This is a genomic window from Neobacillus sp. GCM10023253, assembly GCF_042653105.1.
In the GTDB taxonomy this organism is placed as follows: domain Bacteria; phylum Bacillota; class Bacilli; order Bacillales; family Cytobacillaceae; genus Neobacillus; species Neobacillus citreus.
This window is the reverse complement of the sequence record NZ_JBHSHV010000009.1, coordinates 1-18,752: the sequence shown is the minus strand read 5'-3', so window position 1 is coordinate 18,752 and position 18,752 is coordinate 1. Positions and strand designations below refer to the sequence as shown.

General features: G+C 40.8%; 23 protein-coding genes and 1 rRNA gene. 17 read left to right on the top strand and 7 right to left on the bottom strand.

The window, feature by feature from the left end:
* Window positions 1-9: 9 nt before the first annotated feature.
* The 11 genes from ACFPA1_RS12805 (at window position 10) to ACFPA1_RS12755 (ending at window position 9,748) form a co-directional block, all read left to right on the top strand.
* Window positions 10-750, top strand: a complete 741-nt coding sequence (locus ACFPA1_RS12805; RefSeq protein ID WP_378583488.1) for a 2-phosphosulfolactate phosphatase — start codon at window positions 10-12, stop codon at window positions 748-750.
* A 30-nt stretch (window positions 751-780) separates the two neighbouring features.
* Window positions 781-1,551: an SDR family NAD(P)-dependent oxidoreductase gene (locus ACFPA1_RS12800; protein WP_213145253.1), complete on the top strand. Its 771-nt coding sequence runs from the start codon at window positions 781-783 to the stop codon at window positions 1,549-1,551.
* Window positions 1,552-1,593: 42 nt separating this feature from the next.
* Window positions 1,594-2,376 (top strand): enoyl-CoA hydratase/isomerase family protein, encoded by a 783-nt coding sequence (locus ACFPA1_RS12795; protein ID WP_213145254.1) that lies wholly within the window; start codon window positions 1,594-1,596, stop codon window positions 2,374-2,376.
* A 175-nt stretch (window positions 2,377-2,551) separates the two neighbouring features.
* Entirely contained in the window at window positions 2,552-3,247 is a 696-nt protein-coding gene (locus tag ACFPA1_RS12790) for a winged helix-turn-helix domain-containing protein (RefSeq protein ID WP_213145255.1), read from the top strand.
* Window positions 3,225-4,649 carry a sensor histidine kinase gene (locus ACFPA1_RS12785; RefSeq protein ID WP_213145256.1) on the top strand — a complete coding sequence of 475 codons (1,425 nt, stop codon included), beginning with the start codon at window positions 3,225-3,227 and terminating at the stop codon, window positions 4,647-4,649. The genes ACFPA1_RS12790 and ACFPA1_RS12785 overlap by 23 nt, the downstream gene beginning before the upstream one ends.
* Window positions 4,650-4,872: 223 nt before the next feature.
* Entirely contained in the window at window positions 4,873-6,087 is a 1,215-nt protein-coding gene (locus ACFPA1_RS12780) for a S1C family serine protease (RefSeq protein ID WP_378583624.1), read from the top strand.
* Window positions 6,088-6,129: 42 nt separating this feature from the next.
* Window positions 6,130-6,546 carry a hypothetical protein gene (locus tag ACFPA1_RS12775; protein ID WP_378583483.1) on the top strand — a complete coding sequence of 139 codons (417 nt, stop codon included), beginning with the start codon at window positions 6,130-6,132 and terminating at the stop codon, window positions 6,544-6,546.
* Between the two features lie 79 nt (window positions 6,547-6,625).
* Window positions 6,626-7,054, top strand: coding sequence for a cell wall hydrolase (locus ACFPA1_RS12770; RefSeq protein WP_378583482.1), 429 nt, complete (start codon window positions 6,626-6,628; stop codon window positions 7,052-7,054).
* A 117-nt stretch (window positions 7,055-7,171) separates the two neighbouring features.
* Window positions 7,172-7,756 carry a YitT family protein gene (locus ACFPA1_RS12765; protein ID WP_378583479.1) on the top strand — a complete coding sequence of 195 codons (585 nt, stop codon included), beginning with the start codon at window positions 7,172-7,174 and terminating at the stop codon, window positions 7,754-7,756.
* A 98-nt stretch (window positions 7,757-7,854) separates the two neighbouring features.
* Window positions 7,855-8,532: a response regulator transcription factor gene (locus ACFPA1_RS12760; RefSeq protein WP_213145260.1), complete on the top strand. Its 678-nt coding sequence runs from the start codon at window positions 7,855-7,857 to the stop codon at window positions 8,530-8,532.
* Window positions 8,525-9,748, top strand: a complete 1,224-nt coding sequence (locus tag ACFPA1_RS12755; protein ID WP_213145261.1) for a sensor histidine kinase — start codon at window positions 8,525-8,527, stop codon at window positions 9,746-9,748. The genes ACFPA1_RS12760 and ACFPA1_RS12755 overlap by 8 nt, the downstream gene beginning before the upstream one ends.
* A 22-nt stretch (window positions 9,749-9,770) precedes the next feature.
* Here the strand turns inward: ACFPA1_RS12755 and ACFPA1_RS12750 are convergent, their stop codons facing one another.
* Genes ACFPA1_RS12750 through ACFPA1_RS12730 form a run of 5 tightly spaced genes read right to left on the bottom strand, consistent with a single transcriptional unit; the run spans window position 9,771 to window position 12,152 of the window.
* The gene (locus ACFPA1_RS12750) at window positions 9,771-9,932 is read right to left on the bottom strand and encodes a hypothetical protein (protein WP_378583476.1); all 162 of its coding nucleotides are present in this window, start codon (window positions 9,930-9,932) and stop codon (window positions 9,771-9,773) included.
* A 39-nt stretch (window positions 9,933-9,971) separates the two neighbouring features.
* Window positions 9,972-10,337, bottom strand: coding sequence for a hypothetical protein (locus ACFPA1_RS12745; RefSeq protein ID WP_378583473.1), 366 nt, complete (start codon window positions 10,335-10,337; stop codon window positions 9,972-9,974).
* A 4-nt stretch (window positions 10,338-10,341) separates the two neighbouring features.
* A complete protein-coding gene (locus ACFPA1_RS12740; protein WP_241113992.1) occupies window positions 10,342-11,274 on the bottom strand; it encodes an FAD:protein FMN transferase in 933 nt (310 codons plus the stop codon).
* Window positions 11,249-11,497: a hypothetical protein gene (locus tag ACFPA1_RS12735; RefSeq protein ID WP_213145262.1), complete on the bottom strand. Its 249-nt coding sequence runs from the start codon at window positions 11,495-11,497 to the stop codon at window positions 11,249-11,251. Before ACFPA1_RS12735 ends, ACFPA1_RS12740 begins: the two co-directional genes overlap by 26 nt.
* Window positions 11,498-11,513: 16 nt before the next feature.
* On the bottom strand, window positions 11,514-12,152 hold the full coding sequence (locus tag ACFPA1_RS12730) for a copper amine oxidase N-terminal domain-containing protein (RefSeq protein WP_213145263.1): 639 nt from the start codon (window positions 12,150-12,152) through the stop codon (window positions 11,514-11,516).
* A gap of 116 nt (window positions 12,153-12,268) precedes the next feature.
* Here ACFPA1_RS12730 and mug point away from each other — a divergent pair, with 116 nt between their 5' ends.
* Entirely contained in the window at window positions 12,269-12,775 is a 507-nt protein-coding gene (gene mug / locus ACFPA1_RS12725; protein ID WP_213145264.1) for a G/U mismatch-specific DNA glycosylase, read from the top strand.
* A 31-nt stretch (window positions 12,776-12,806) separates the two neighbouring features.
* On the opposite strand, the gene shc is transcribed toward mug, so the two are convergent.
* Complete coding sequence (gene shc, locus ACFPA1_RS12720; protein WP_378583469.1) at window positions 12,807-14,654, bottom strand: squalene--hopene cyclase; 1,848 nt, start codon at window positions 14,652-14,654, stop codon at window positions 12,807-12,809.
* 99 nt (window positions 14,655-14,753) lie between these two features.
* Here shc and ACFPA1_RS12715 point away from each other — a divergent pair, with 99 nt between their 5' ends.
* The 4 genes from ACFPA1_RS12715 to ACFPA1_RS12700 all read left to right on the top strand — a co-directional run bounded on the left by ACFPA1_RS12715 (window position 14,754) and on the right by ACFPA1_RS12700 (window position 18,018).
* On the top strand, window positions 14,754-15,872 hold the full coding sequence (locus tag ACFPA1_RS12715; RefSeq protein WP_213145335.1) for a DUF2515 family protein: 1,119 nt from the start codon (window positions 14,754-14,756) through the stop codon (window positions 15,870-15,872).
* Window positions 15,805-16,251: a CBO0543 family protein gene (locus tag ACFPA1_RS12710; protein ID WP_241114194.1), complete on the top strand. Its 447-nt coding sequence runs from the start codon at window positions 15,805-15,807 to the stop codon at window positions 16,249-16,251. The genes ACFPA1_RS12715 and ACFPA1_RS12710 overlap by 68 nt, the downstream gene beginning before the upstream one ends.
* A gap of 199 nt (window positions 16,252-16,450) precedes the next feature.
* Window positions 16,451-16,891: a peptidylprolyl isomerase gene (locus ACFPA1_RS12705; RefSeq protein ID WP_378583465.1), complete on the top strand. Its 441-nt coding sequence runs from the start codon at window positions 16,451-16,453 to the stop codon at window positions 16,889-16,891.
* 374 nt (window positions 16,892-17,265) lie between these two features.
* Window positions 17,266-18,018, top strand: coding sequence for an exodeoxyribonuclease III (locus tag ACFPA1_RS12700; protein WP_213145266.1), 753 nt, complete (start codon window positions 17,266-17,268; stop codon window positions 18,016-18,018).
* A gap of 59 nt (window positions 18,019-18,077) precedes the next feature.
* On the opposite strand, the gene ACFPA1_RS12695 is transcribed toward ACFPA1_RS12700, so the two are convergent.
* Window positions 18,078-18,215: a hypothetical protein gene (locus ACFPA1_RS12695; RefSeq protein WP_213145267.1), complete on the bottom strand. Its 138-nt coding sequence runs from the start codon at window positions 18,213-18,215 to the stop codon at window positions 18,078-18,080.
* Window positions 18,216-18,478: 263 nt separating this feature from the next.
* Between ACFPA1_RS12695 and ACFPA1_RS12690 the strand changes: the two genes are divergently transcribed.
* Window positions 18,479-18,752: ribosomal RNA gene (locus ACFPA1_RS12690) — 16S ribosomal RNA — on the top strand; the annotation flags it as partial.

The window sequence follows — 18,752 nt, the reverse complement described above, 5'->3', positions numbered from 1 at the left end:
TGGAATGAAATGGCCAAAATTCACCTTCTTGTGAAGAAGGAAGATATCAGTGAGGAGAAAATTTTAGAAGGAAATAAAGTGGCAGTTGTTTTAGACATTCTTTTAGCCACGACAACCATTGTATCAGCTTTAAAGGACGGAGCAAAGGAAGTTATACCTGTTCTTAACAGTTCCGAAGCTAGTGATTTAGCTGAAAATTTCATGCCCGGTACCTGCCTTCTTGCTGGTGAACTGGATGCGAAACCAATTGACGGCTTTTTATATCCCAGTCCAACCTTAATCAGGGAGAACGTCAAAGGAAAGACGCTCATTTTATCTACCACAAATGGAACAGTTGCTTTAAGAAAGGCTGCTTCCGCCAAGAAGGTTTATGTAGCCTCGATTTTAAATAATCCTGCGGTTGCCGAAACGCTGGCGAATGTTGAGGAAGAGCAAACCGTTCTTATCATTTGTTCCGGAAATTCCGGAGAGCTCAGCTTAGAAGACTTTTATGGTTCAGGGCATCTAATTGATTGTTTGGTAAAAGCAGGCCAACACGAGCTAACAGACGCAGCAAAGGCTGCCATGTATTTTTACCGCGGTCAGGAACATGCTGGGTATGAAATATTCGTAAACTCCTATGTTGGCAGGCTATTAGAAAAATATGATCAACATCCAGATTTGAAACTCGCGGTTTCTAAAGGGATTACATCTATCGTACCGATTTTGAAAAATGGAAAAGTAGTAATCGAGACAGCTTGCACTGTCTAGAAAATTTAAGGAGATCAGGGGGGATAACGGATGAGGTTTTTAGATACCGTTGCGTTAGTGACCGGGGCCGGAAGCGGAATAGGAAAAGCCGCTGCCATTAGGCTTGCAAGTGAAGGGGCAAAGGTCATTTTGGTGGGCAGGACAAAAAGAAAATTGGAAGAAACGGCTGAAGAAATAAATCGCCAAAGTAAAATTCCAAGGGCTGAAATTTTTCCAGCGGATTGTACGGATGCCGAAGATGTCGAGGAGCTGGCAGAATATGTCCAGCAGCATTATGGTGATCTCCACATTCTTGTTAATAATGCAGGAGGGTCACGACACAACAAAATATTAGACATGTCGGAAGCAGATTGGGACTATGTTCAAAATGTGAATTTAAAGAGCGTATTCCTTGTCTCAAAAGCAATGGGGAAAATCATGATTGAGGGCGCACAGCGTTCCGAGCACAATCGTGCGATTGTCAATATTGCCTCATTATCGGGACACCAGGCTGGGGCGGAAATTCCTCACTATAGTGCAGCTAAAGCGGCAGTGATTAATTTTACAAGATCATTGGCGTTGGACTTTTCTAAATACGGAATCCGTGTGAACTCCGTTTCGCCAGGGTTTGTCGAGACCCCGTTAACCGAACGAGGCCTGCAAAATGAACGTTTTGTCCGTGCCATTGAAAAAAATACGGCAATGTCGAGAGTGGGAACTCCTGAGGAAATTGCAAGCGTCATAGCGTTTGCAGCATCCAGCGATGCCTCCTATATGACCGGTTCTGATTTACTAGTGGATGGCGGCTGGCTGATTAAATAATTTTAAAAACCATAAAATTTTTAAATGGAAAGGGAGATCATAATGGCGCAAGAACATTTATTAGTAGAAAAATTAGGACCTGTTTTATCACTGACCTTGAACCGCCCGGAAAGTCTCAATGCCTTTAGCCCGGAAATGATTTTAGGATTGAAGGATGCTCTCAGAAACGCGCAGAATGATGACGATATCCAAGCCATCGTGCTATCTGGATCCGGCCGTTCCTTCTGTGCCGGCGGTGACGTGAAAGGGATGGGACAGGGAAGGTCAGGCGTTCAAGTTTATGAACATATTGGCAAACTGAATGAGCTTATTTTATTAATGAAGGATGTTGAAAAGCCGATAATTGCCGCGGTTCACGGCTTTGCTGCGGGTGCAGGCTTTAATTTGGTTCTAGCCTGTGACTTAATAGTCGCAGCCGAGGACAGTAAATATGCGCTAAGCTTTTCCCAGGTTGGGCTGATTTCTGATGGAGGAGGTTCTTATTTCCTTCCTAGGTTGGTTGGTCCGCATTTAGCCAAGCAATTCTTCTTTACAGCAGAGCCTATTCCGGCCGAACGTCTTTATCAATTAGGTGTCATCAATTATCTTGTTCCGGCTGAGAAGCTTCAAGAAGAAACAACTAAATTAGCTTTAAAATTAGCGAATGGTCCAGGATTGTCATATGGAAAACAGAAGAAACTGGTTGATAAATCGTTTACTTCATCGCTGGAAGAGATTCTTGAGCTAGAGCGTTTAACCCAAATGATTATGGTTGAATCAGAGGACCATAAAGAAGGAACTACAGCCTTTAAAGAAAAGAGAAAACCGGTATTTAGAGGCAAATAGGAGTTTATGAAGGAGGCCCCCTGAGTCCACTCAAGGCCTCTTTTTCTATGAGAATATTAACAGAATATGAACAATGTATTAATTAATAGGGAAGAATAATACTGAAGGTTTGCTATGTTTGCAAATTTGTTTACACTAATAGTATCAAGTTTCTAACTCTGGGAGTTGAGCATTAGTGAAAATATTAGTGATCGAGGATAATAAAAGTGTTTGTTCAATGATTGAAATGTTTTTTGCAAAAGAGGGGATTGAAGGAGTATTTGTCAATGACGGATTCGAGGGCTACAACCAATTCAAGAATGGCACATGGGATGCTTTGATTGTTGATTGGATGCTGCCCGGCATGGATGGGGTCACCATATGCCGAAAAATCAGAGAAGAAAAAAATACTGTCCCCATCATTATGCTAACAGCAAAGGACAGCGAGTCAGACCAGGTTCTTGGCCTTGAAATGGGAGCGGATGACTATGTAACGAAGCCGTTCAGCCCGCTGACCCTGATGGCCCGGATTAAGGCAGTAACCCGACGTGTTCAGGTCCAGGCACCAAAAGATAACGAAGGGGCATTGGAAACAGACCATTTTAAAATCAACAAAACAACTAGAGAAGTAATGGTTGACGGGACTCCGATAACCAATTTGACCCCCAAGGAGTTTGATTTGCTTTTCTATATGGCGGAGCATCCTCGCCAGGTTTTCTCACGGGAGCAGCTGCTTGAAAGGGTCTGGGGCTATCAGTTTTATGGAGATGAACGAACCGTTGATGTGCATATCAAAAGGTTGCGGAAAAAGGTGGAGACTTCGGAGCAGCCATTCTTCCATACTGTTTGGGGAGTAGGGTATAAGTTCGATGACGCGCTTAAAACAGACTAAGTTCCGTTACTTTTATCAACAGTTTAGCAGCCATATCAGCATTATTATTGTAGCGTTTTTACTATTAAGTTTATTATTTGCCCATTATCTTGAAAACCTTGTTTATAGGAACAAGGCGGATGAACTAATTTCCTATGGCAAAGCTATTTTGTCGGATATTAAAGAAAATCCGTATGCAACCGAAATCGTGCTTAATAAATATAGTTCTGTTTTACCAGCTCGTAAAATAAGCTTTAGTTTATTTGATCGGGATGGCAAATTGTATTTAGTTTCTAATCGAGGGCCAGAAATTAAATACCTGCCCCGGGAGGATTGGGAAAGCTTAAAAAAGGGTAAGACGATTATTGTTCAAAGCGATTATAAAAGATTTGACCAGGATGGCGTAACATTTGTCGTTTTACCCTATTTGGAAAATGGAAAATTCTATGGGGGAATTCTGCTCACCTCACCGATTAGCGGTTCCCTCGAAATGATTCAAGAAATTAATCAGATTTTATTGTATACTATTTTGATTGCTTTTGGTGTTTCTTTCCTTCAGAGCTGGTACTTATCAAGAATTCATGTGAAAAGGATTAGAAGGCTTCGGGAGGCAACCTCCCAAGTATCTAAAGGGGATTATAATGTTCATGTTCAATCCTCAAATTATGATGAAATCGGAGAATTAGCAAATGATTTTAATCACATGGTTGATAAAATCAATACCTCTATGGCCGAGATTGAAAGCTTGGAAAACCGCCGTCGTCAATTTATGGCCGATGTTTCTCATGAAATGAGGACACCGCTTACGACCATAAGCGGAGTGATTGAAGGGCTAAAAAACAATATGATTTCTGAAGAAGATAAAGAAAGAGGCATAAACCTAGTCAGCCAAGAGGCAAAAAGACTGATTCGTCTCGTCAATGAAAATCTTGATTTTGAAAAAATCCGTTCCAACCAGATACAGTTAATGAAGGAAGAAATTGAGCTTTTGGATGTTCTTGAGATAATACAGGAGCAATTAAGTCTTCAGGCGGAAGAAAAAAACAATCAAATCATTGTTGAGGCAGCACCGGAAGTTTACGTAAAAGCCGATTACGATCGGCTTATTCAAATCTTAATTAATATAACGAAAAATAGCATTCAATTTACAAGAGAGGGAACCATCTGGCTTCGCGGAAGGGAAGAGCCGGACAGCGTCATCATTGAAGTGGAGGATACCGGAATTGGGATTGATCCTGCTGAAGTAGAAAAAATCTGGCGCCGCTTTTATAAAGCTGATATTTCCAGAACCAGTAACCCTTATGGTGAGTTTGGTCTAGGACTTTCTATTGTGAAACAGCTAGTGCTTCTCCATAGTGGGGATATAAATGTTGTGAGTGAAAAAGGGAAAGGGACAAAATTTATTATTCGTTTTCCAAAATAACGTCGCGGGAAAATTGCTCCCGCGGCTTTTTTCATAATAATTTCTAAAAGCCGTTAAAGTTTGTTAATAATTTCTTAAAATTTGTCAGGTATAGTAAAGACAAGATAAGAAGTTAACATACTTAAAGGAGAAGATTACGATGGAATTCAGAGATCCGAATGAAATCAATCAAACTCAAAACGATTCGTATGAAGTGACAAGAATCCAGCCCGGAACAGAGCAGATGAGGACCGCTCCTCCTGTTAAAAGTAAACCCAAAAAAGGGTTTGTAAAAGGATTTGTTTCGACGGTAGCGGCAGGAGTGGTCGGATCTGCATTGACATTAGCAGTCCTGCCGCATACTGATTACTTCCAGAACTATTATCCTGCAGCGGCAAATCAAGACACAAGCAGTTCACAGGCAGCCAAGAGTACGGCTTCAACGGTTAGACCGGTGTCAACAAAGTCCACTTCAGATTCTGCTTCTATTGCTGATACAGTGGAGCAGGTTTCAAAGGCGATTGTCGGTATTGTCAATTACCAGCAGCAAAATGATCCGTTTTTCCGTAGTTCAAATTCATCCCAAAGTGTAGAATCTGGATCGGGCTCTGGGGTTCTTTTTCAAAAAAAGGGTGATTTTGCCTACATCGTTACCAATAACCATGTAGTAGAGGGTGCTTCGAAGCTGGAGGTTTCCTTATACAATGGTGAAAAAACGACAGCAGAAGTTGTCGGCACAGATGCCTTGACTGACCTTGCAGTTTTAAAAATTGATGCTAAAAATGTTACGACAACAGTTCAATTTGGCGATTCATCAACCCTTCGTCCCGGCGATCAGGTTTACGCAATCGGAAATCCATTGGGGCTAGAGCTTTCCAGGACAGTAACCCAGGGAATTGTCAGTGCCACGAATAGAAGCATTCCAGTTTCGACATCAGCAGGGAACTGGGAAACCAATGTCATCCAGACAGATGCAGCGATTAATCCAGGAAACAGCGGAGGAGCGCTAATCAATTCTCAGGGGCTTGTCGTTGGCATTAATAGCATGAAAATTTCCGAAAATGGTGTGGAAGGTCTGGGATTTGCCATCCCAAGCAATGATGTTATTCCAATCGTTAATCAACTAATCCAAAACGGAAAAATTGTGCGTCCCTATTTAGGGGTTGGACTGGCAGACTTAAATCAAGTTTCGCAAATGTATTGGCAAAGCCTTCCTGAAAATATCACCAAAGGGGTTTTGGTCATGAATATTGACCCGAATTCCGCCGCCGCCAAAGCAGGCTTCGAGCCAAAGGATGTGATTGTTTCTATGAACGGAACAGCAATTGCTAATTCATCGGATTTAAGAAAATATCTATACTCTAAGGTTAAAGTTGGCGATGAGATTAAATTTGAAATATATCGTGATGGAAAACAAAAAACGTTAACTGCCAAGTTGACGAATAATAATAGCGAATAGATTTAGAAAAGATAAAACCATTAACTTCAAATTTGAGGTGATATGGTGAACCGAATTGGAAAATATGCAACAAGCGATTTTGTGGATGATATTGAGCTGCTGACTATGCTTTTTGAACTCCCTGAGAAGGATAAAATGCTAATGTGGTCTGAAGGCTATATTGACCTTGTGATTGAAAAATTACCTGTATATGCCCGTGACATTTTGGAGAAAAGGATCGAAAAGTGGGAGGATACAAAATCTTATTTTGAAATTCAGCTGAATGAAATTAAACAGGACCAAGAGTTTTTAGCAAAATTAAAGGGCGAACGGAAGGAGTTCGCTCTTTTTGTCATGAAACGGTATCCAGAGTTTCAATCACTGCTGTTTTTGATATATGATGGAAACCTTAAAGAAAGGGATTTAAGGAAGTTTGTTTATCGGCGAAGATTTAATTCTGGTAAAAAGTATCTCCATTAAAAAGCTTTCAATTGTTGCAGCTGTCAACACCCATACCTCTTGGAATATGATATAGGGCAGCAACTTTGGAGGTGGTGTTATGGCAGTTGTAAAAGCCAGGAAATCAGACATCGATTTATTGGCACGATTACTAAGAGCAGAAGGCGAAGCAGAAGGGGAGATGGGAATGCTCCTGATTGGAAATGTGGGCATAAACCGGATTCGCGCCAATTGCTCAGATTTTAAGGGGCTTCGAACTATTCCGCAAATGATTTATCAGCCTCACGCATTTGAGGCAACGACCCATGGCTATTTTTATCAAGCCCCAAGGGAGTCTGAAAGAAGACTTGCCCGAAAGGTGGTAAACGGAGAAAGATTTTGGCCGGCAAAATTTTCACTTTGGTATTTCAAGCCGCAAGGTAATTGCCCGCCAACATGGTATGATCAGCCGTTTGTTTCAAGATATAAGGCCCATTGTTTTTATCAGCCATCCGCGGAAGAATGTGAAAGTGTATATACAACGTTTTAAATGTAAGAGCCATTAGGAATAGCGGCTCTTGTTTTTTTGTATACGGAATCCCTATGAATGAAGTCCATTTTTATTACATATAAGTGGTAATAAAGAACTTGGACAAGGGATGACGAGATGCTGAAAAAATGGGTCATAATTGGCTTTGGAACGTCGATGATTGGAATTGGCATTAACGGGTTTATCCTCCCCTTTCACCTAATAAATGGCGGATTTTTTGGGATTAGTCTGTTGGCCAATTATCTTTGGGACTTAAACCCGGGAATTATATTTATTCTATTGAATATCCCGGTTTACTTGTTTGCGATTAAATATGAACCAAACCTTTTTATAGATGGCTTAATAGGTGCTATTGTTTCAGGGGTAATGATTCAATTTTGGCTGCCGCTCGGCGGTGTTTTTCATATGCCTATCTTAAACAGTATCATAATTGGTGCCATTATAATTGGAATCGGTGTTGGCGTGATGTTAAGAAATCATATCAGTCCCGGCGGAATCGACTTGCTAGCACTGATTATTTCCAAATGGTCCAAAGTGAATGTGGGGTTGGTTGCCTTAACCATCGATGGAATGATCATAATTTTAGGTCTGCTGCTGCTAAAAGATCCAAAATTCTTGTATTCATTAGTCATAGTTACGATTATCGGATTGTTGATCAGCATTATTACCTCGATTGGCAGGATAGAAATTTCAAAAAATTAATAAGCAAAGAGATCATGTTCACCGTTTATTCACTCCTTTTTCAGAATTGATTGCTATGATAATACTAAAAGGAAATTTCTTGAAATGGAGTGTTTAAGGTGAATATTTTACTGGCTGAAGATGATGTCCGGCTGGGGAAAATAATGACACACTTGTTAAAAAAAGAATTTCATCTTGTCGATTGGGTGACCAGTGGCAAAGAGGCATATGACAATGCCCGCATCTATAACTATGATGTTATTATTCTGGACTGGATGCTGCCCGGGGAAAGTGGGCTTTCAGTCTGCAAACGGCTGCGCGAGAAGGAGATCCAAAGTGGCATTTTATTTGTTACGGCTAAAGATGCCAATGAAGACATCATCACAGGTTTAGATTCAGGCGCGGACGATTACATTGTAAAACCATTTGAGTTTAATGAGCTTTCCGCACGGATTCGGGCAATTTGCCGCCGGAAGGAGAAACCTGTTGAAGAATTAATCACGATCAAAGATTTCTCCTTGAATCTGAATACCCATGAATGTAAAAGAAATGGGTATATAATCGATTTAACGAAAAAGGAATATCAACTATTGGAATTGTTAATGCGAAACGCAAATCAAGTTTTGACAAGAGAAATTCTGTTCGAAAAGCTTTGGGGCTATGATTCAGAAGTTTCGGATAATGCGCTTGATGCTTTAGTGAAATTGGTGCGCAAAAAGGTTGATGTCCCTGACAAGCCTTCTTTGATTCAAAATGTCCGTGGAATTGGCTATAAAGTGAGAAATTCTAATGTTTAATCAAGTGAAAAGACGTTTAACAGTTGTTTATACCTTATCGCTGGTCAGTTTGCTTGTTTTGTTTATCGGAATCCTGTACTTCCTTATTTCGCATGAAATCAGTGCAAAGGAAGAGGAACAGCTAATCGGGTATTTTGTTAAAGAAAAGTCTGATTTCCTCGAGGACCTTTATGAGAGGGAACACCATGGAATTGAGTATGATCCGAACAAGTCGATATTTTATTATATATTTAATCAACAGAAAGAGTTTGTGTATGGTGAGGAAAACGTTCAGGGATTTTACCGATGGGTGGAAAATGTACCGATTACAAGTGCTGCCAAGACGGAGAGGATACAGTGGGGAGAAAAACATTTACTTGTGATGATCCTGCCGCTTGAGTCTAGTGGCTTTGCCGTCCTAGGAATGAATATTACAGCAGAAAAACACTTGATTCAAAAAATCACCTGGACGTTGATAACTTTAACGGTATTTTTTAGTTTGATTTTTGCCTATTTAGGTTATTATTTTGCGGGACAAGCAATGAAGCCTATTAAAACAGCTTATCACAAACAGGAAAAATTTGTTTCCGATGCCTCGCATGAACTTAGGACACCATTAAGTATTTTTTACAGTTCGATTGACCTGTTAAATCGCGAAGAGAGTCAGAATATGAGTCCACTTGGAAAGGAAATCCTTCAGGATTTACAAACTGAAGCACAATTAATGAATAGACTAGTCAATGATTTACTCCAATTGGCCAGAAGTGATAAGAAACAATTAACTATGGAGATGAAAGAGGTTAATTTATCTGAATTGTTAACATCCATATACAAGCGGTTCTTACGGAAGAAACCAGCCACTATCATATTTGCACAAAAAATTGAGCCTGAGATTTTTTTGGTTTGCGATGAAACAAGGATACAGGAATTGGTTTATATATTGTTAGATAATGCATTCAAGTATACAAATGAAGGAGAAGTTAAGCTTACATTAAGATTAAACTCTTCTGAAAAAATTATTACTGTTGAAGATTCAGGGTGCGGCATTGCGCAAGAAAATCTTCCTTTTATATTTGACCGTTTTTACCGGACAGATGCCTCAAGAGCAAAAGGAGGCTCCGGTTTAGGTCTATCAATTGCCAAGTCGATTGTGGAGGCCCACGGTGGAAAAATATCCGTGCAAAGCATGCTGGGTAAAGGCAGTGTTTTTACGGTCACAATAAAAGACAAAAATTAAAACGGCAGGATTGGCTGCCGTTTTAATTTTTCAGTTTGCCTTGCTTAGCCTCAGACCCATGCATGATGGTTTCGATATATTTTAGAATTGATAGAACAAAAATGAGGGAAATACTGCCGGCGTATAAAACCAATGCCCACCGCTCTGTTGAATCTGTTCCAATCAATAGCCCGTGCAGAACCATTAGCACCCATGCCGGAAAAACTGCAAGATGGAGTTTTTTTCAATTTTTTATCCCTAATTTTTTTATGAAAAAATCTGAAGAAATCATCACAATGAAAAATAGATAAAATGATAATGTGCCAAGAGCAGAATATATAGGTTGATTGTTTGCAAGTAAAGGGACAAAAAGTTCTGGAATGGAATACGGAACATATTGATCGCGCCAAATTAACATGAGATGAAAAATAATCGTCAACAAACCATACCAGCCGCTGATTTGATGCAGGGAAAGAAGATAGGCTTTCTTTTTCTTCATCACCGTAAAGGAACTGACCAACCCGATTGCAAGGGAAATGGTCATGAAAAAATAGGCCAAAAAACCAGAGCTGCGAATCAATGTCCAAATCGAAATATAGTGGTTTATCAAGTTATCACCTTCCTTTAAAGGTAGTAATTGTTTCATCTTCATGAACGAGAAGCACTGAATAGTGGGGGTTAATGCCCGCTAATGCCTCCATTAATGTGCTATCTTTTTCCATAAAGCAAAGCTTAGCCATTACCTCTGCATCCTGGCAGTTTTCTGTAATGACAGTTGCTTGAAGGATTTCTGATTCAACTGGCAGACCTGTTTTCCCGTTTAATAGGTGGTGTTTTATCCCCTTCTCCTGTACCCAACTGCGATAGACGATATTAGAGGTAGCAATGCTTCCGTTTTTTAATGAAATGTTAGCCATTTCTTGCTTTTCTTCAAAAGGGTGGGCTACACCGATTTTCCATTCCTTCTTTCCATCGGACCAGCATGTAATATCGCCGCCGCCGTCAACAATCCCTGACTTGGCCCCACCGATATTTTTTAGCCATCGTGCTGCAGCTTCAACGGCATAGCCTTTACCTATACCGCCTAAATCTATTTGATTTTCACTGCGTTTTTTTATCGTAAAGGTCTCAAAGTTGAAATCATATGGCGTGTGTTCATCAGTACAAATGACTGGCACTTCGTTCCCAACTTTCAAACTAGACTGGAATGGAAAGGAGTTTGTATAGCCGTGGTATTGCATCTGGGCAAGTAAATAGGGTGAGAAGTATCCTTTCGTCTTCTCGCGATATTGTTCTGCCTGATAGAGTACGTCAAAGAGCGGAGGGGAGACCTTAGCGGTTTCTCCCGGCGCCAACCTATTCAATAATCCAAGTTCATTGTTGGGATTAAAACGAGACCATTCCTTTTCAACATACCGAATCCATCCGGTCATAATCTCCTTCCAATTTGAAATGTGAGTATTGGAGACGGCAATATAAAATGACGTGTTCATTGCCTCTAGGACCAAAAAATCAAAATCATCATGATCTTCGGGTTTGGCGGTCACTTTGTCTTACACCTCCCGAGACAGATTCTCCGTTTATGACAAAGTTAGACCAATCAAGTTTGGCATATTCCCTTTCTTCCTTGCTCATTGATTTTGTTACAGAAAGGTCATTCACAATAGACCCCTTATTTCCCGGATTTGTCCCAATTTGTGTGATGACAAAAGCTGTAAGAGCGGTTCCAGTTACGCCTAGCAGCCATTTTGATTTCGTTGATTTTGCCATTTTCCTCACCTTTCCTTTATAGTGGTTTTAAAGTGAATGCTGAATTTGTTTCATCCCACGAGACGCGAAAGCCCAGCCCGTTTGCTGCTACTGAGATTGGTAGGAACACGGAATTTTCCATGTAGACAGCTTTTGTCGGCATCGGAGTTTTCAGTTGATTTTCATAGATTGCATTCGAGCCTGCTCGAACAATTAATTCCTTATTACCCTTTGTGAGGATACAAATTCTACTCTTAGGGTAAAAAACTGCTTCTGCTCCCACAGCATCAGCAAATGCCTTTGCTGAAATAAGCAGCTGCCCATTCTGCGGAATGACATAAAGGCGAGATTCTTGGTTACCATTGTTGACTGCCATTTCGGACGGAGTATCTACTGGTAAATCGTTATTGGCATTAGTTCGCGGTTCCCGTGTCCAAATATTCCAAAATTCTTGTGATTGGGCTTGCGGGATGGGACTTTGGACTTGATTTTCCCACCCCTCGAAGTCGTCATCATGATCTTCCATTTCATAGTCCTCATCATCATCTTCATCGTAAGACTGAAAATACTCACGCTTCTCGTGATCGTCATCATCCGCTATAACAGCAGTTGTTCCAATTGAGAAAATCACAAATAAGCTGGCAAGTATGGTAAATAATTTTTTCTGTTTCATCATCCATCGGACACCTCCATTTATCTTATTAACTGAAGTTTAGCCCCCTTGTCTGAAAGGAAACTGAAAAGACTATGCTAAAATTAAAAAAGTTCAGTTTATATGAAAGGGATATGATCATGAAACCAGTTAGAGATCGAATAAAGGAGAATTTAGCTGTTTTATTCGTCGGCTTTAATCCCGGGGTCCGCTCAAGTGAAACAGGCCATCATTTTGCAGGGCCAAGCAACCGTTTTTGGAAGATCCTTCATGAAGCAGGCTTGACACCAAGAAAATTGGACCCATCGGAAGGTGATTTATTGCTGGAATTAGGAATGGGGATTACAAATATAGTGGAAAGGCCGACAAAAGCGGCTGCTGAAATCACGAAGGAAGAATTCAAAGAAGGAAGGGAAATTTTAAAACAAAAGATTGAAAAACTGAAGCCTCAAATTGTTTGTTATGTTGGAAAAGGCGTATATCTGGAATACTGCGGTCGTAAAACAGCGCCATGGGGGATACAGGAGGAGGCAATTGTGCCGGGGACGGTAGACTTTGTTGCCCCGAACACAAGCGGATTGGTCAGAATGAAGTTCGATGAGATGGCGGAGATTTATCGGGAGCTTGCCAGGTTAGTCGCAAAATAAAACGACGGCTCAAGGAGTCCGTCGATTCTTATCATTGGTATTTCTTTTGATAGTGCGTTAAGGCGATAAGCGGGAAGATGTACCGGTAGCTGTGGTAATGGATATAGAAGGCTCCGCCCATTCCCTGTCCTTTTGGATATTCTGTTGTCCAGTCGTCTTTATCTAACGATTCTAATAGATATTCAATCCCTTTTTGAATCACGGGAATCGGTTTATCGGCAAGTGTAATCAAGGCATCAAGTGCCCATGCGGTATGGGTAAGAGTACTGAACCGGAGCGGAACGTAGGTCTTTTGGTAATCGCTGTGACAGGACTCTCCCCAGCCGCCATCCGGATTTTGAATGTTTTTTAACCAGTCCGCTGCTTTTTGTATACGTTGGTCCCTTTCTGGTATGTCTACTGCCAGTAATCCGGTGATAGCTGCCCAGGTTCCGTACGTATAGCAAATTCCCCAGCGGCCATACCAGGAGCCGTCGCGCCTTTGGTCTTTCCAAAGCCAGTTGATGCCATTTTTTATGACAGTATGGTTTTTGGGCAGATTTGTATAATTACCAAAGAACTCTAATGTTCTTCCAGTGAGATCGGCACATGTCGGGTCCTTTAGTAAAAACTCGCCTTTTTCTAACGGCAATAATTTCAACAAATTTGAATCGGCTTTTCTCTCAAAGGCTGGCCAGCCGCCGTCGTCATTTTGCATCGACAAGGTCCAACTGATTCCTCTCTCCCAAGCCGCTTTTTCAGAGGAGGCAATTCTTGAAAGTGATCTAAGGGAGGCGGTCGTGTCATCCACATCCGGCAGGATTGTATTTATATTCGAAAAGCCCCAGCCTCCAGGCAAGCTGTTGGGATTATGAATCACCCAATCGCCAAATTTATGCTGCTGGCGAGTTAAAAGGTAACGATTTGCTTCTGCAACCATGGTGTCTTCCGGAGATAATCCAGCTGATTGCAAGGCAAAACTTATTAAGGATGTATTCCAAACAGTTGCTGTTGTGTATTGCATATGGGGAAAACCGTTTATTTCACATTTCATGGACTTTAGTCCCTCAATCGCTTTGGTAATAACCGGGTCCGTTTTTTTATAGCCAAGTGAGAGCAGGGCAAAAATCATTAAGAAGGTACTGCTGTAGTAACTTAAAAATGTTCCGTCCGGTTCAATTCTGTCCAGCATGTATTTTTTTGCTCGTTCAAGTGCTAAGTTTCTGAGCTCTTCCGGGATGCCAATTAAATTCTCCACTCCATTTTCAATCAAGGATAACAACGAGCGCCATTCATCCGAACGAATCCATTGTTCGTCTGCCTCCCGGTGGATGTGCAGGTCGGTTAAGTCGGGAGCATTTTTAGCTTTTATCGATAACTTCTTGGAGGCAAGAATCATTATTGGTGTCAAATTAGCCCGCCCAAACACAGAAAAGGAATAGAAATTGATCGGGAAGTTAGTCGGCAAAAGAATAACTTCAATCGGCAGTGGTGAAAACGAAGGCCACCTGTATTGGCCAGTTAGGGCTAGCATGATTTTCGTATACGTACTAACCTCTTTTAGACCTCCATGGGCTAAAATAAATTTCTTTGCCTCCTGTAAATTCTTGTCTTCTTGTGAGTAATATCCGGAGAAAAGGAGGGCATAGTACGCCTCCAGTGTAGATGATGCATTTCCATTTCCCTCATCATAAAAAAGCTTCCAAGCCCCGTTTTTTTCCTGCTTACTTAAAATACGCCTGCAAAGACCTTCGATTAATTCTTCATCATGTATCTCCAATGTGCGTAATAAAATGATGGTATAAGCATCTGTTGAAATTCCTGTATCAAAAGGATAATCCCAGGAGCCGTCGGGAGATTGGTCTTTTCTAAGCCTGTCAATAATCCAATCGATACCCATTTGTATATCCACCTGCAGGTCACTCCTTTCTTAGGCAAAACTCCTTAGGCTATACATATTCCTATTGTGCAAGGACCATTCGTATTGGGGGTATTTGCCTTGTTTTTTTGGAGGAATCGTGACAAACCGCCGCTAGAAATCATCCGGGCAGAATTAAGAAAAAAAAATAAAGGGGCAGCTGTGGTCCAGATCCCGTTAACAGGGAGAGATCAAGTTCTTTTAGAAAATATAAAAAAGGTAACAGCAAAACATAACCTTAATAATGTCACAAGGACAAAAGCCTACCTTGATTTCTATCTCCAGTACCCAGATATCCAATGGGCGTTTTTGGGTCATATGGTTTCACGAAACGGCGGGTACAACATGACCGATTTAAAAGGGGAATTTTTAACGAAACTGCTATCAAAAAAAGAAAGAGATTCGTTTTTTTCTTTTTTGGAGAGAGGTAATTGGCTGATTTTCCAGGATGTTTATCCGCAATTTCTGCTTTATGAGGAAAGTCTGCGCAGGGGTAAACCAATGTTTTATATGCTTTCGCATTTAAATGTTTCGACCTTTATGGAAACGATTTGGAATCATTTTTGGGAAAATCATGACCGCTATATTCATTGTATTGCAATGGTCATTAACGAACAGAGTTACTTGGAAAAAAGGGTGGTTCAAAATCAGTTTTACCAGAAAGAAGTATTAAATAAGTTTGAATTTTTTCTACAGGACGTGCTTTCCTTCAACCATATTCTATTTCCTTATGGGGATGGCGGGCTGAAGGGGCAGACGCTTCATCAATTTGAATCCCTGCATGAACGGATTTTACTTGGGAAAAGGTTATATTCCGTTCTTTTTAAAAATAAAGATTTTCATATACAAGCTTTGGAATGGGCAAAATTGCATCCGCATACTGGATCGCGAAAGGATTATTGGCCGCATCTATTTAATAATGTGAATGAGGGGACACCCGGTATAACTTATCCGCTGCGTCTGAAATCCTGCAGACTTAGGAAGGGAGCGAGAAAATTTTACAGCCCGAATCTTGAAAATGCCTGGAAAAATGTCACCCAGACGGAAGCGGAGCCTGGGGATTGGTTTGAAGACTGGCGTGTTGCGGATTATTTAGTGGACGATATGGAAATGATGGACGGGGAGATAAGGGATGAACTCTGTAAAACACTTGAACGACTTGAAATCGCAGCTCTTGCCAAAAAGACGATTAACTTTTAAGCATGTGTTGGCTGGCGGTGTGCTCGGCTCATTAATAGGGACTTATTTGGATCTTTATTTTGTAGGGAAGGGAATGTATGAGTTTACGTTTCGCCCGCTAGCGGACGTTTTTTCCATAAATATCGGGTTTACGCTGGTGGTGCTTCCGATATTTATGGCCGTTTTTTTATATGTGATTGCTGGTCTGAATAAATGGGGGAGGATGGGTGTAATCCTGTTTGCCAGCTTATTAATGCCCATTCTAGAAAAATTAGCTGAGGTTCTTGGCTTGTTTAAGCATGCGGTGGAGTGGAAGCATATTTACACTTTTTTTTGGTATCTTTTATTTTTATCAGCGGTAACGACGTTTTTTCAATGGCTGGAAAAAGAAGAAAAATAAAAAAGCCGAGACAAAGTCTCGGCTGCCCCTTCCGTCCGTACAGTGGTTAAGTGTCCCGCAACAAGCGAATGTTCGGAAGGGGTGAGATTATTTTAACACACTCCTGTAAGAAATATAAATGGGCAAATGTGCCAATACTTTCTTTTCTTTGATGAAAAGTGTATGATTAAGATGATTTTTTACATAAGGAGTGTTATATATGGCTAAAAAAGGATACATATTGATGGAAAATGGCGCGAAAATCGAGTTTGATTTATTTCAAAACGAAGCGTCGGGGACAGTTGAAAACTTTGAGAAACTGGCGAACTCAGGTTTTTACAATGGAGTTATTTTTCACCGAGTAATTCCGGGCTTCGTATCTCAGGGGGGTGACCCTACAGGAACAGGAATGGGTGGTCCCGGCTACACTATCAAGTGTGAAACGGAAGGCAATCCACATAAGCATGTACCTGGTTCACTTTCCATGGCTCATGCGGGAAGAGACACTGGCGGCAGCCAATTCTTTATCGTTCATGAATCACAGCCGCACCTAAATGGCGTTCATACTGTTTTTGGGCAAGTAACTTCTGATCTTGAGGCTGTAAGATCAATGAGAAACGGTGACACCATGAAAGAAGTACGCGTTTTTGATGAAGAATAATTTTAACGGGAGAGCTGAATTTTAGCTCTCTTTTTCATTAGGACTAATAACGTGTAACAAGGGGAAAAACCCATTACCGCTGACCTAAAGAAAGGCTATTGCGATCGGCCATGTTGGAGTGACTGGGAAAGTCTGCTCGAATGGAATTTTGCAGTCGATGGACGAGTTTAAAAAGAAGAATATCAAAATTGTTCCTGTATCACAGCTTCTTGACAATCAATTAATTGAAAAGAAATTTATCCCCTAATAAAGGCAGCGATTCGTTGCCTTTTTCCATTTATTTTCTGAACAAAATCCTTTCCGTGTGGCTCCTAAAGCTGATACAATGACCTTTATTAAATAGAATAAGAGTCATAAGGGAGTAGGATCAATAAATGAAACTAGTTTCTTGGAATGTAAACGGTCTTAGAGCTTGTGTGAAAAAAGGCTTTTTGGAATATTTTCATGAAGTGGATGCGGATATCTTTTGTATTCAGGAAACGAAATTGCAAGAAGGGCAAATTAGTCTGGATTTAGAAGGCTATCATCAATACTGGAACTATGCCGTTAAGAAAGGTTATTCAGGTACGGCTGTTTTTACAAAAGCTGAACCGTTATCAGTTAAATATGGAGTGGGACAGGAAGATGATGAAAATGAAGGCCGAATTCTCACCTTAGAATTCCCTGATTTTTTCTTGGTCAATGTATATACACCAAACTCCCAGAGAGACTTAGCAAGGCTAGGGTACCGTTTGGAATGGGAGGTGCGGATTCTTCAGCATCTGCAAGAGCTGGATAAGATAAAGCCTGTTGTCTTTTGCGGCGATTTAAATGTTGCCCACATGGAAATTGATTTAAGGAATCCGAAATCAAATGTAGGGAATTCAGGCTTTACAGACGAAGAACGTGCTAAAATGTCAACCCTTCTGAAGGCAGGATTTGTCGACAGCTTCCGCCATTTCTATCCGGATAAAGAGGGAGCTTATACGTGGTGGTCATATATGAATAAAGTTAGGGAAAGAAATATCGGATGGCGGATTGACTACTTCATCGTCTCGCAAACTTTAAGTGAGCGTTTAAAAAATGCCGATATTCACGCTCATGTTATGGGTAGTGATCATTGTCCAGTAGTGCTGGAAATACATTAAGGATTAAGGTTAAAAAAACCCTTTGCCAGGGAAAGCTTTGGCAAAGGGTTTTTTTAACCTTAAATTTCATTAAGAGGTGTTCCAAGTTCGTCAAATTCAGGATTCTTATCTGAATCGGTTGAATTGCCTAGTTGTTCTTGAGCGCTTGAGTCGACGAAATCTGTATCATTATCTTTTTTCATTGGATTGAAATTCATATTAACAGCCCCTTCCTAGAGAAAAATTACTTAAGTATTTTTTCCTAAGCAGAAGAAAACTAAACGTTTTTAAAAAATAAAAAATACTATTTGAAATGAACTTTTATCATAGTTAAAAATAGCAGTTGACGAACATTCATTTGAGTAGTAATATAATCATTGTCGCTGATGCGAGATAGTTGGAAGAAAAGTTCTGTTTCATCAATTATCTTGATGAAGGTTGACAAAGAGAAGGGCATTATGTTAATATAACAAATGTCGCTAATCGATAGATTAGTNATCCTGGCTCAGGACGAACGCTGGCGGCGTGCCTAATACATGCAAGTCGAGCGAATCACTGGGAGCTTGCTCCCGGTGGTTAGCGGCGGACGGGTGAGTAACACGTGGGCAACCTGCCTGTAAGACTGGGATAACTTCGGGAAACCGGAGCTAATACCGGATAATCTCTTCCCTTGCATGAGGGAAGGTTGAAAGTCGGTTTCGGCTGACACTTACAGATGGGCCCGCGGCGCATTAGCTAGTTGGTGAGGTAACGGC